Origin of the sequence: Xanthobacter sp. SG618, from assembly GCF_012932745.1 — a bacterium.
GTDB lineage: Bacteria > Pseudomonadota > Alphaproteobacteria > Rhizobiales > Xanthobacteraceae > Xanthobacter > Xanthobacter flavus.
Genome location: NZ_JABBHL010000012.1, coordinates 26,967 through 38,153, shown reverse-complemented (window position 1 = coordinate 38,153; position 11,187 = coordinate 26,967). Strand labels below are relative to the sequence as shown.

13 protein-coding genes are annotated in these 11,187 nt (G+C 64.8%); 9 read left to right on the top strand and 4 right to left on the bottom strand.

Going from position 1 to position 11,187, the window contains the following annotated elements:
• Positions 1-84 precede the first annotated feature (84 nt).
• The 9 genes from nifD (at position 85) to FHT36_RS23960 (ending at position 8,891) form a co-directional block, all read left to right on the top strand.
• On the top strand, positions 85-1,590 hold the full coding sequence (gene nifD, locus FHT36_RS24000; RefSeq protein WP_169124976.1) for a nitrogenase molybdenum-iron protein alpha chain: 1,506 nt from the start codon (positions 85-87) through the stop codon (positions 1,588-1,590).
• Positions 1,591-1,688: 98 nt separating this feature from the next.
• Positions 1,689-3,248 (top strand): nitrogenase molybdenum-iron protein subunit beta, encoded by a 1,560-nt coding sequence (gene nifK / locus FHT36_RS23995; protein WP_169124975.1) that lies wholly within the window; start codon positions 1,689-1,691, stop codon positions 3,246-3,248.
• Positions 3,249-3,380: 132 nt separating this feature from the next.
• The gene (nifE, locus tag FHT36_RS23990) at positions 3,381-5,276 is read left to right on the top strand and encodes a nitrogenase iron-molybdenum cofactor biosynthesis protein NifE (protein WP_169124974.1); all 1,896 of its coding nucleotides are present in this window, start codon (positions 3,381-3,383) and stop codon (positions 5,274-5,276) included.
• 9 nt (positions 5,277-5,285) lie between these two features.
• Positions 5,286-6,722, top strand: coding sequence for a nitrogenase iron-molybdenum cofactor biosynthesis protein NifN (gene nifN, locus FHT36_RS23985; RefSeq protein WP_169124973.1), 1,437 nt, complete (start codon positions 5,286-5,288; stop codon positions 6,720-6,722).
• 40 nt (positions 6,723-6,762) lie between these two features.
• Entirely contained in the window at positions 6,763-7,158 is a 396-nt protein-coding gene (gene nifX / locus FHT36_RS23980; protein WP_169124972.1) for a nitrogen fixation protein NifX, read from the top strand.
• A gap of 9 nt (positions 7,159-7,167) precedes the next feature.
• Complete coding sequence (locus FHT36_RS23975) at positions 7,168-7,638, top strand: NifX-associated nitrogen fixation protein (protein ID WP_169124971.1); 471 nt, start codon at positions 7,168-7,170, stop codon at positions 7,636-7,638.
• Between the two features lie 19 nt (positions 7,639-7,657).
• Positions 7,658-7,858, top strand: coding sequence for a CCE_0567 family metalloprotein (locus tag FHT36_RS23970; protein WP_029555930.1), 201 nt, complete (start codon positions 7,658-7,660; stop codon positions 7,856-7,858).
• A gap of 22 nt (positions 7,859-7,880) precedes the next feature.
• On the top strand, positions 7,881-8,177 hold the full coding sequence (gene fdxB / locus FHT36_RS23965; protein ID WP_169124970.1) for a ferredoxin III, nif-specific: 297 nt from the start codon (positions 7,881-7,883) through the stop codon (positions 8,175-8,177).
• 60 nt (positions 8,178-8,237) lie between these two features.
• On the top strand, positions 8,238-8,891 hold the full coding sequence (locus tag FHT36_RS23960) for a nitrogen fixation protein NifQ (RefSeq protein ID WP_169124969.1): 654 nt from the start codon (positions 8,238-8,240) through the stop codon (positions 8,889-8,891).
• A gap of 128 nt (positions 8,892-9,019) precedes the next feature.
• Here the strand turns inward: FHT36_RS23960 and FHT36_RS23955 are convergent, their stop codons facing one another.
• The 4 genes from FHT36_RS23955 to FHT36_RS23940 all read right to left on the bottom strand — a co-directional run bounded on the left by FHT36_RS23955 (position 9,020) and on the right by FHT36_RS23940 (position 11,082).
• Positions 9,020-9,337: a hypothetical protein gene (locus tag FHT36_RS23955; RefSeq protein ID WP_024281063.1), complete on the bottom strand. Its 318-nt coding sequence runs from the start codon at positions 9,335-9,337 to the stop codon at positions 9,020-9,022.
• A 52-nt stretch (positions 9,338-9,389) separates the two neighbouring features.
• Positions 9,390-9,644 carry a hypothetical protein gene (locus tag FHT36_RS23950; RefSeq protein ID WP_169124968.1) on the bottom strand — a complete coding sequence of 85 codons (255 nt, stop codon included), beginning with the start codon at positions 9,642-9,644 and terminating at the stop codon, positions 9,390-9,392.
• 13 nt (positions 9,645-9,657) lie between these two features.
• Positions 9,658-10,518 (bottom strand): 3-mercaptopyruvate sulfurtransferase, encoded by an 861-nt coding sequence (sseA, locus tag FHT36_RS23945; RefSeq protein WP_169124967.1) that lies wholly within the window; start codon positions 10,516-10,518, stop codon positions 9,658-9,660.
• Positions 10,519-10,620: 102 nt separating this feature from the next.
• The gene (locus FHT36_RS23940) at positions 10,621-11,082 is read right to left on the bottom strand and encodes a hypothetical protein (RefSeq protein ID WP_169124966.1); all 462 of its coding nucleotides are present in this window, start codon (positions 11,080-11,082) and stop codon (positions 10,621-10,623) included.
• Positions 11,083-11,187: the final 105 nt, after the last annotated feature.

The window sequence follows — 11,187 nt, the reverse complement described above, 5'->3', positions numbered from 1 at the left end:
GCCGTCGCGTCGAGTGACACGGGGCCGGCCTCAATTGCGGGGCCGGCCTGCCAAACGGCAACCCAACGAGAGCGAGATTGCGAAATGAGCTTGGCCCAACCGCAAAGCGTTGCTGAAATCAAGGCGCGGAACAAGGAACTCATCGCGGAAGTCCTCAAGGTTTATCCCGAGAAGACCGCGAAGCGCCGCGCGAAGCACCTCAACGTCCACGAGTCCGGCAAGTCCGACTGCGGCGTGAAGTCGAACATCAAGTCCATCCCGGGCGTGATGACGATCCGCGGCTGCGCCTACGCCGGCTCCAAGGGCGTGGTGTGGGGTCCGATCAAGGACATGATCCACATCTCCCACGGCCCCGTGGGCTGCGGCCAGTACAGCTGGGCCGCCCGCCGCAACTACTATATCGGCACGACCGGCATCGACACCTTCGTGACGATGCAGTTCACCTCGGACTTCCAGGAAAAGGACATCGTCTTCGGCGGCGACAAGAAGCTCGCCAAGATCATGGACGAAATCCAGGAGCTGTTCCCGCTCAACAACGGCATCACCGTCCAGTCCGAGTGCCCGATCGGCCTCATCGGCGACGACATCGAGGCCGTGTCCAAGGCGAAGTCCAAGGAATACGACGGCAAGACCATCGTTCCGGTTCGCTGCGAAGGTTTCCGCGGCGTGTCGCAGTCCCTCGGCCACCACATCGCCAACGACGCGGTGCGTGACTGGGTGTTCGACAAGCTGGACCCGAACAAGGCGCCCCCGTTCGAGCCGTCGCCCTACGACGTCGCGATCATCGGCGACTACAACATCGGCGGCGACGCCTGGTCGTCCCGTATCCTCCTCGAGGAGATGGGCCTGCGCGTGATCGCCCAGTGGTCGGGCGACGGCTCGCTCGCCGAGCTCGAGAACACCCCCCGGGCGAAGCTGAACGTCCTGCACTGCTACCGCTCCATGAACTACATCTCCCGCCACATGGAAGAGAAGTTCGGGATCCCGTGGTGCGAGTACAACTTCTTCGGCCCCTCCAAGATCGCGGAGTCGCTGCGCAAGATCGCCGCTTACTTCGACGACAAGATCAAGGAAGGCGCCGAGCGCGTCATCGCCAAGTACGCGCCCCTCATGGACGCGGTGATCGCCAAGTATCGTCCGCGCCTCGAGGGCAAGACGGTCATGCTGTACGTGGGCGGCCTGCGTCCCCGTCACGTGATCGGGGCCTATGAGGATCTCGGCATGGAAGTGGTGGGCACGGGTTACGAGTTCGCCCACAACGACGACTATCAGCGCACCGCCCAGCACTACGTCAAGGATGGCACGCTCATCTATGACGACGTGACCGGCTACGAGTTCGAGAAGTTCGTCGAGAAGGTCCAGCCGGACCTGGTCGGCTCGGGCATCAAGGAAAAGTACGTCTTCCAGAAGATGGGCGTGCCGTTCCGCCAGATGCACTCCTGGGACTATTCCGGCCCGTACCACGGCTACGATGGCTTCGCCATCTTCGCCCGCGACATGGACATGGCCATCAATTCCCCCGTCTGGAAGATGACCAAGGCCCCGTGGAAGCAGGCTCCCGGCCAGGCGGGGCTGCTCGCCGCCGAGTGAGGCGGATTTTCGAGCGCCTGAACCAGAAGCCCCTCCCTTTGCGGGGAGGGGCACCCGGGACGGGCTCCCATATTTGACCCACATATTAGGGGTTCGAGATGCCACAGAATGCAGACAACGTGCTCGATCACTTCGAGCTGTTCCGCGGTCCCGAGTACCAGCAGATGCTGGCCAACAAGAAGAAGATGTTCGAGAACCCCCGCGATCCCGCCGAAGTCGAGCGCATTCGCGAGTGGGCCAAGACTCCCGAGTACAAGGAAAAGAACTTCGCCCGCGAGGCCCTGACGGTGAACCCGGCCAAGGCCTGCCAGCCGCTCGGCGCGGTGTTCGTGGCTGTTGGCTTCGAGCACACGATCCCGTTCGTGCACGGCTCCCAGGGCTGCGTCGCCTACTACCGCTCGCACCTGTCGCGCCACTTCAAGGAGCCCAGCTCCTGCGTGTCGTCTTCCATGACGGAAGATGCGGCGGTGTTCGGTGGCCTCAACAACATGATTGACGGCCTCGCCAACACCTACAACATGTACAAGCCCAAGATGATCGCGGTCTCCACCACCTGCATGGCGGAAGTGATCGGCGACGACCTGAACGCCTTCATCAAGACGGCGAAGGAAAAGGGCTCGGTCCCGCAGGAATACGACGTTCCCTTCGCGCACACCCCGGCCTTCGTCGGCAGCCATGTCACCGGCTACGACAACGCCATCAAGGGCGTGCTGGAGCACTTCTGGGACGGCAAGGCCGGCACCGCCCCCAAGCTGGTTCGCGAGCCGAACGAGAAGATCAACTTCATCGGCGGCTTCGACGGCTACACCGTCGGCAACCTGCGCGAAGTCAAGCGCATCTTCGGCCTGATGGGCGTGGACTACACCATCCTCGGCGACAATTCGGAAGTGTTCGACACGCCGACCGACGGCGAGTTCCGCATGTATGACGGCGGCACCACCCTGGAAGAGGCGGCCAACGCCGTCCACGCCAAGGCCACCATCTCCATGCAGGAATACTGCACCGAGAAGACCCTGCCGTTCATCGCCAACCACGGCCAGGAAGTTGTCGCCTTCAACCACCCCGTGGGTGTGAAGGGCACCGACGAATTCCTGATGGCGATCGCGCGGATCTCCGGCAAGGAAATCCCGGAAGAGCTCGCCAAGGAGCGCGGCCGCCTCGTCGACGCCATCGCCGACTCGAACGCCCACATCCACGGCAAGAAGTTCGCCATCTACGGCGATCCCGACCTCTGCCTGGGCCTCGCCAGCTTCCTGCTGGAACTCGGCGCCGAGCCCACCCACGTCCTTGCCACCAACGGCAACCAGAAGTGGGCGGACAAGGTCCAGAAGCTGTTCGATAGCTCGCCGTTCGGCCAGAACTGCAACGTCTATCCCGGCCGTGACCTCTGGCACATGCGCTCCCTGCTCTTCACCGAGCCGGTGGACTTCCTGATCGGCAACACCTACGGCAAGTATCTCGAGCGCGACACGGGCACCCCGCTGATCCGCATCGGCTTCCCGGTGTTCGACCGTCACCACCACCACCGCCGTCCGGTGTGGGGCTATCAGGGCGGCATGAACGTCCTGATCACCATCCTCGACAAGATCTTCGACACCATCGATCAGAACACGATCGTGCCCGCGAAGACCGACTATTCGTTCGACATCATCCGTTGATCGCATAGGTGAAATGATCGATCCGGCCCGGGGCCCCGCCCGGGCCGGCCCGACAGGGAGAGTGAAGTCCGCCCCCGATGTGATGTTCGCGCCCGCGATCTTTGCACAGCCCGTCCGCCGAAGGAGAGATCCATGAGCTCGGTTTCCGCCACGATCCAGCAAGTGTTCAACGAGCCCGGCTGCGCGAAGAACCAGAACAAATCGGAAGCGGAAAAGAAGAAGGGGTGCACCAAGCAGCTTCAGCCCGGCGGCGCCGCCGGCGGCTGCGCCTTCGACGGCGCCAAGATCGCCCTTCAGCCGCTGACCGATGTCGCGCACCTGGTGCATGGCCCCATTGCCTGCGAAGGCAACAGCTGGGACAACCGCGGCGCGCGCTCCTCCGGCTCGCAGATCTGGCGCACCGGCTTCACCACCGACATCAACGAGACGGACGTGGTGTTCGGCGGCGAGAAGCGCCTGTTCAAGTCCATCAAGGAAATCATCGAGAAGTACAATCCGCCGGCCGTCTTCGTCTACCAGACCTGTGTTCCCGCCATGATCGGCGACGACATCGACGCGGTCTGCAAGGCGGCGAAGGAGAAGTTCGGCACGCCGGTGATCCCGATCAATTCGCCCGGCTTCGTGGGCCCGAAGAATCTCGGCAACAAGCTGGCCGGCGAGGCCATCCTCGAGCATGTCATCGGCACCGAGGAGCCGGAATACACCACGCCCTACGACATCAACATCATCGGCGAATACAATCTTTCCGGCGAGCTCTGGCAGGTGAAGCCGCTGCTCGATGAGCTGGGCATCCGCATCCTCGCCTGCATCTCCGGCGACGGCCGCTACAAGGATGTGGCCTCCTCGCACCGCGCCAAGGCCGCGATGATGGTCTGCTCGAAGGCCATGATCAACGTGGCCCGCAAGATGGAGGAGCGCTACGACATCCCCTTCTTCGAGGGCTCCTTCTACGGCATCCAGGATTCCTCGGATTCGCTCCGCGAGATCGCCCGCATGCTCATCGAGCGCGGCGCCGATCCCGAGCTGATGGACCGCACCGAGGCGCTCATCGAGCGCGAGGAGGCGAAGGCCTGGGCGGCGATCGCCAAGTTCAAGGATCGCTTCAAGGACAAGAAGGTTCTGCTCATCACCGGCGGCGTGAAGTCCTGGTCGGTGGTCGCGGCGCTGCAGGAAGCCGGCCTCGAGCTGGTCGGCACCTCCGTGAAGAAGTCCACCAAGGAGGACAAGGAGCGCATCAAGGAGCTCATGGGGCAGGACGCCCACATGATCGACGACATGACGCCCCGCGAAATGTACAAGATGCTGAAGGACGCGAAGGCGGACATCATGCTCTCGGGCGGCCGCTCGCAGTTCATCGCGCTCAAGGCCGCCATGCCTTGGCTCGACATCAACCAGGAGCGCCACCACGCCTATATGGGCTACATCGGCATGGTGAAGCTCGTGGAGGAGATCGACAAGGCGCTCTACAACCCCATCTGGGAGCAGGTGCGCAAGCCCGCCCCGTGGGACAACCCGGCCAACAACTGGCAGAACCGCGCCATCGCGCAGATGGAGGCCGAGGCTGCCGCCCTCGCCGCCGATCCGGTCGCCGCCGAGAAGGCCCGCCGCGCCAAGAAGATCTGCAACTGCAAGAGCGTGGACCTCGGCACCATTGAGGACGCCATCAAGGCGCACAGCCTCACCACGGTCGAGGGCGTGAAGACCCACACCAATGCCTCGGGCGGCTGCGGCGCCTGCTCGGGCCGCATCGAGGACATCTTCGAGGCGCTCGGCGTCGCGGAGCCCGCGCCGGCTGATCCGGTGCTGGCCGAGGCTGCGCGCCGCGCCAAGAAGGTCTGCAACTGCAAGAGCGTCACCGTCGGCACCATCGAGGATGCGGTCGCCGCCGGCGCCTCCAACCTCGCCGAGGTGACCGCCCGCACCGAGGCCGGCTCCGGCTGCGGCAAGTGCGGTGAGCGCATCGAGGACATGCTGGACGAACTCGTCGCCCCGCTCGGGACGCCGGCCGCACTCGTGGCCGCCGAATAGGAGGGCGCGATGGCCAAGTTCGTCCAGGCGAAGAAGAGCTGCGCGGTCAATCCGCTGAAGATGAGCCAGCCCATCGGCGGCGCGCTCGCCTTCATGGGGCTCCGGGGCGCCATGCCGCTGCTGCACGGTTCGCAGGGCTGCACCTCATTCGGCCTCGTGCTGTTCGTGCGGCACTTCAAGGAGGCCATCCCGCTCCAGACCACGGCGATGAGCGAGGTGGCCACCGTGCTCGGCGGCTACGACAATGTCGAGCAGGCCATCCTCAACATCTACAACCGCACCAAGCCCGAGATCATCGGCATCTGTTCCACCGGCGTCACCGAGACCAAGGGCGATGACGTGGACGGCTACATCAAGCTGATACGCGAGAAGTATCCCCAGCTCGCCGACTTCCCGCTGGTCTATGTCTCGACACCCGATTTCAAGGACGCCTTCCAGGACGGATGGGAGAAGACGGTCGCCAAGATCGTCGAGGTGCTGGTGAAGAAGCCCGAGCCGGACGCGCCGAAGAACCCCGAGCGCGTCAACGTGCTGCCCGGCTGCCACCTGCAGCCCGGCGACCTCGATGAGCTGCGCTGCATCCTGGAGGACTTCGGCCTTGAGCCCTCCTTCCTCCCGGACCTCGCCGGCTCGCTCGACGGACACATTCCCGACGACTTCACGCCCACCACCATCGGCGGTATCGGCGTGGATGAGGTCGCCACCATGGGCGAGGCGGCCTGGACCATCGCCATCGGCAGCCAGATGAAGACGGCGGCCGAGGCGATGCAGAAGAAGACGGGCACGCCCTACCGGCTGTTCGAGCGTCTCTGCGGGCTCGGTCCGAACGACGAATTCTTCATGTTCCTGAGCGAGATCTCGGGCCGTGAGGTGCCGCGCCGCTATCGCCGGCAGCGGGGCCAGCTGGTGGATGCCATGCTGGATGCGCACTTCCATCTCGGCGGCCGCAAGCTCGCCATCGGCGCGGAGCCGGACCTCCTGTTCGATGTCGCCTCCGCTCTGCACGAGATGGGTACGCACATCACCGCCGCCGTCACCACCACCCAGTCGCCGGTGTTCGAGAAGCTGCCCTGCGACGAGGTGCTACTGGGCGATCTCGAGGATCTGGAGACGCTGGCGAAGGAGCGGGGCTGCGACCTGCTGCTCACCCATTCCCATGGGCGCCAGGCGGCGGACCGGCTGAACATTCCCTTCTATCGCATCGGCATTCCCATGTTCGATCGCATCGGCTCCGGCCACAAGATGACGGTCGGCTATCGCGGCACGCGTGACCTCATGTTCACGCTGGCCAATATGTGCATCGCCGACCACGAGCAGAACCACGACGCGACCCCCGACACGTGGAAGAACCCGTGGGACGGCGATGGCCACGGCCATGGCGCGGTCGCCGCCACCCCTGCCGGCGCGCCCGATCTCGGACCCGCACCCAGCACCGCCCACCACTGAAGTCCGCAAGGACCGAGACCGCGAGAGAGGCGAGCCTTCCATGAAAGTCGCATTCGCAACCCAGGATCTCAAAAGGGTCGATGCCCATTTCGGCTGGGCGAAGAACATTGCCATCTACGAGGTCGGCCCGGAGGGCCATCATTTCATCGAGGCCATCGAATTCGACGGCGACCTGAAGGAAGACGGCAACGAGGACAAGCTGGCGCCCAAGATCGATGCGATCAAGGATTGCACCATCCTCTATGTGGCCGCCATCGGCGGTTCCGGCGCCGCCCGCGTGGTCGCGAACAACATTCATCCCATGAAGGTCAGCCAGCCCGAGGAGATCTCCGATCTCATCGGCAAGCTGGAAGTCGTCCTTCAGGGCAACCCACCCCCGTGGCTGCGCAAGGTCATGTCGAAGGGCCAAGAGCGCACGTTCGATTTCGACGAGTGAGGGATAGTCATGGCCGAAGCAGCGCAAGTCATCGAGCCGACCGAGGCCGCTGACTCCCCGTTCATCAAGGAACTCATCAAGGTCTGGCGCGCCCAGGACACCCACGGCGCGTGGGAAGGCAAGGCCGATCTCGATCTGATCGCGCCCTATATCGTCGACAAGGAGGCGCGCCGCGCGCTCCCCCTCATCGGCGATCCCGACCCGGAGACCATCTGGCGCCTGGAGCTGTTCTTCAACGCGATCTGCCTGATGATCGAGAAGGAGACGCGGGTGATGATCTCGCCCATGCTCAAGATGAGCCACGAAGGCTTCGGCCGCATGGTGCTCATCGGCGGCCGGCTGATCGTCGTCAACAAGCAGCTGCGCGACGTGCACCGCTTCGGCTTCGACAATCTTGCGAAGCTCGCCGAAGAGGGCACCAAGTTCGTCCAGCAGGGCGTGGAGATGATCACCAAGTTCCCCGAAGTGGCGAAATACTGACCAGACCCAAGGTGCACCCATGAGCGACGTGGACGAACTCAAGGCCGAGATCAAGAAGCTGTCCGCCAAGGCGACACAGTCCAAAATGGACCTCCACGATCTGTCCGAAGAACTCCCGATCAACTGGGAGCAGATCATGGTTGTGGCCAAGAAGGCGCATGACGCCTTTGCCGAGCTTGAGAAGAAGCGCGCGGACTTGAAGGGACTCGAGGCCGCCTAACATTTTGGAAGGCGATTTTCAGATGTCTAACGAAACCAGGGATGGTCGAGCCTGGCAGCCAGACTACCTGCTCGACATCGACAAGGACAAATGCATCGGCTGCGGCCGCTGCTACAAGGTCTGCGGCCGCGACGTCATGACCCTCAAGGGCATCAACGAGGACGGCGACATCGTCTCCCTCGATGATGACGAGGACGATGAGGTCGAGAAGAAGGTGATGGTGATGAACGACATGGGCGCCTGCATCGGTTGCGGTGCGTGCGCGCGTGTCTGCCCCGCCAATTGCCAGATCCACGGCCTGGAGAAGGCCGCCGCCTGAGGCGGCTGCGCCCGAGCGCGGGCCTTTTCGGCCCGCGCGTGTCGCTCAAGGAGTGCCGCCATGCGCGCCGAAGAGGTCTATGACTGGTTGATCGCGTCATCGTCCTCCTCGGCTGCGGACGCGTTCGACGTTCACGTGGCGGCCTCCATCATCGGCCTCGCCTTCGCCGAGGCGGAGGAGGAGGGGCGGGACAGGCTCGACGCGGTCGGCCTCGATCGCGCGGCCTTCCTCGACCTCGCCGCCATCCTGTTCCCGGCCTGTGCTCCGGTGCTGGCGGCGCAGGTCGATCCGCGGGCGATCGAGGTGACACCCGAAGAGCGGTCGGTGCGCGACATTCTCGGCATCTATTCTTCTGATGCCGGCCGGCTGCAGACCCATTTCATTGCCATGATCTCCCGGCGCTGCCAGTCCCCCCACCATCTGTGGCAGGACCTGGGGCTGAGGAGCCGCGCCGAGCTGCGGGAATTGATGACCCGACGCTTCGCCCCGCTCGCCCGCAAGAACAGCCAGGACATGAAGTGGAAGAAGTTCCTCTACCGCATGGTCTGCGGGTCGGAGGGCTTCACGCTGTGCGCGGCGCCTGTGTGCTCGGATTGCGATGAATTCCACATCTGTTTCGGCGCGGAGGACGGGGAATCCCGCCTCGCGCGCAATGCACGCGCCGTGGCCGCGAACGGCAATGAGCCGATCGCGTTGCCCGAGGCCGCGGAATAGGCGGCTCTCGCAGGCATCGGAATGACGAAAGGGCCCCGGCATGCCGGGGCCCTTTCGTCTTCACCCGTTTCATGTGCAGCGACATCCAGGCCTTGCTGGCGCCCCGGGGGCGCCGGCGTCTCAGCCTTTCACTCGATGCCTTCGCTGCGGGCCCGCCACATCATGGCGATGCGGAAGCGCTCGTTGATGGCGGCGGGGCTGGCGAGGATCTCCGCCTCGGCCTTCTTGAAGGCCGCCTCCACCGCTTCCGCCTCTTCCTTGGTGAGCGTCACCCGACCCGCGATGTGGGTCGCTTCGGGGTGCACCTCCCAGATCTTGCGGCGGTTGGGGTGCATCTTGACCTCGGTGAGGTCGAAGGCTTCGAGCTGCCCGTCGAACAGGATCGCGAGGCCGGAGACCTCGAGCTTGCGGCCGTCGGAAGTGGTCTTGATCAGCGTGGTCGCCATGTTGTTCTCCCGTTGGCTTTCACCGGTGTTTCATCTGCGCGCGGCGTGCGCCTCAGCCTTCCGGCGATGCGAGCCAGCTGTAGCCGCCCTGATCCCAGAGCTGGGCCAGGACCTGGTCCGAACTCCAGCCCGGATACTGCGACCGGACCGTTTCATAGTCGCCGCGGAACCGCTCCGCGTCCTCTCCGGAAATGTCCGCAACCATGCCGTCCGGCTTGAAGCGCAGGACGAAATGGGTCTGGTCGCCGGTGCCGTGCAGCGTGAATTCGTCGCCGTCGCCGAGGAGCGTGAGGTCGTCGGTGGCCATGGTGCGCTCCCGCTCAGGCCGCCGCCGCGATGGGCGTCTCGTCCTTCAGGCCCCATTCGGCCCACGAGCCGTCGTAGAGCGCGACGTCCGTCTTGCCGATGAGGTAGAGGGCGAGCATGACCACGCAGGCGATGGTGCCGGAGGCGCAGCTGACGACGATGGGCTTCGCCAGATCGACGCCGGCGGCGGCGAGGCGCGCCTTGATGGCGTCGGGCTGAACCAGCTCGCCGCTCTCCTCGACGATCAGGTCGCCCCAGGGCAGGTTGATGGCGCCGGGAATGTGGCCCTTCTTCTTTACCGGGAAGACATCGTCCTGGCTGCCTGCAAACTTCGCGGGGCCGCGCGCGTCGATCACCTGCTCCGTGCCGGAGCCGACATTAGCCAGCATCTGGTCCAGCGAGCGCACGAGGGCCGGATTGAGACTTGCGGTGAAGGTCTTGGGCTCGGGCCGCACCGGCGACATGTCGGAGGGGAGCTTCTCCTTTACCCATTTGCCGTAGCCGCCGTCGAGCATGGCCACGTCCTGATAGCCGAAGGTGCGGAACATCCACCACACGCGGGCAGCGGCCGCGCCGCCGCACATGCGATCGTAGACGATCACCTTGTCGCCGTCGCCGATGCCCAGCAGGCCCACCTTCTTGGCGAACTCCGCTGCCGGCGGCAGCATGTGCGGCAGGGGATTGGTCTTGTCGGCCACGGCGTCGATGTCGAAATGCACCGAGCCCGGCAGATGGCGCCCGCGATACTGGGTGCGGCCGTCCATGTTGGAGCTTTCATGCAGCCAGGTGCAGTCCAGAATCTTCACGTCCGGGGCCGACAGATGGTCCGCCAGCCATTGGGTGCTCACCAGCGGTCCGGGAAGAACGGTGGACATGACGCAAGGCTCTCCTGTGGCTGTGGGGCGGTGTTGGGGCGACGTCGCTTTGGGTGCAGTCACGTCCCGGGGCGGGTGCCCCGGGACGGCATCGGGTGGGGCTCAGCGCACCTTGGGCAGGCTGTAGCCGGGACGCGGATGGGCGTCGTAATAATCGGGGCGCTCGGGCCAGCCGCCTTCGGGATTGAAGGTGAACTTGACGACCTTCACCGGCGCGCCGGGCGAGCAGGACACTTCGGCGAGCTTGATCTCGCGCGTGCCCGGACCGACCGAGAAGTCCGCGACAGTCTTGCCGTCCGCGGTCACGGCGCGGGCGAAGCCGGGGGTGCCCACCTCGCCCGCCTTCACCGCCGCGTCGACGAAGCTCGGCACTTCCGAGCCGTCTTCCGAGGGGGTCGCGAAGGCCGGGGTGGCGAAGGTGAAGGCCGCGAGCTTGCCGCTGCGGTCCACCGGATGGTCGGCATTCACGGGCCGGGCGACGGAATAGAAGGTGAGGGTGCCGCCGGCGAGGGCAGCCTTGATATCGTCAAGGGAGGACGAAGCGAATTCGGACGCGACGAGCATTTCCAATCTCCGGGGCACTATCGGTCAAACGAACTGTCCGCTGACGGGATCAAGTTTCGTGCCAGCCGCCGCGAGGGCCGGCGCCATGACTTCGGCTCGTCTTGT

Bases quoted from the DNA above. Each gene is read 5' to 3' on its own strand.
- nifD (WP_169124976.1), top strand. From the start codon at position 85: ATGAGCTTGGCCCAACCGCAAAGCGTTGCTGAAATCAAGGCGCGGAAC.
- nifK (WP_169124975.1), top strand. From the start codon at position 1,689: ATGCCACAGAATGCAGACAACGTGCTCGATCACTTCGAGCTGTTCCGC.
- nifE (WP_169124974.1), top strand. From the start codon at position 3,381: ATGAGCTCGGTTTCCGCCACGATCCAGCAAGTGTTCAACGAGCCCGGC.
- nifN (WP_169124973.1), top strand. From the start codon at position 5,286: ATGGCCAAGTTCGTCCAGGCGAAGAAGAGCTGCGCGGTCAATCCGCTG.
- nifX (WP_169124972.1), top strand. From the start codon at position 6,763: ATGAAAGTCGCATTCGCAACCCAGGATCTCAAAAGGGTCGATGCCCAT.
- FHT36_RS23975 (WP_169124971.1), top strand. From the start codon at position 7,168: ATGGCCGAAGCAGCGCAAGTCATCGAGCCGACCGAGGCCGCTGACTCC.
- FHT36_RS23970 (WP_029555930.1), top strand. From the start codon at position 7,658: ATGAGCGACGTGGACGAACTCAAGGCCGAGATCAAGAAGCTGTCCGCC.
- fdxB (WP_169124970.1), top strand. From the start codon at position 7,881: ATGTCTAACGAAACCAGGGATGGTCGAGCCTGGCAGCCAGACTACCTG.
- FHT36_RS23960 (WP_169124969.1), top strand. From the start codon at position 8,238: ATGCGCGCCGAAGAGGTCTATGACTGGTTGATCGCGTCATCGTCCTCC.
- FHT36_RS23955 (WP_024281063.1), bottom strand. From the start codon at position 9,337: ATGGCGACCACGCTGATCAAGACCACTTCCGACGGCCGCAAGCTCGAG.
- FHT36_RS23950 (WP_169124968.1), bottom strand. From the start codon at position 9,644: ATGGCCACCGACGACCTCACGCTCCTCGGCGACGGCGACGAATTCACG.
- sseA (WP_169124967.1), bottom strand. From the start codon at position 10,518: ATGTCCACCGTTCTTCCCGGACCGCTGGTGAGCACCCAATGGCTGGCG.
- FHT36_RS23940 (WP_169124966.1), bottom strand. From the start codon at position 11,082: ATGCTCGTCGCGTCCGAATTCGCTTCGTCCTCCCTTGACGATATCAAG.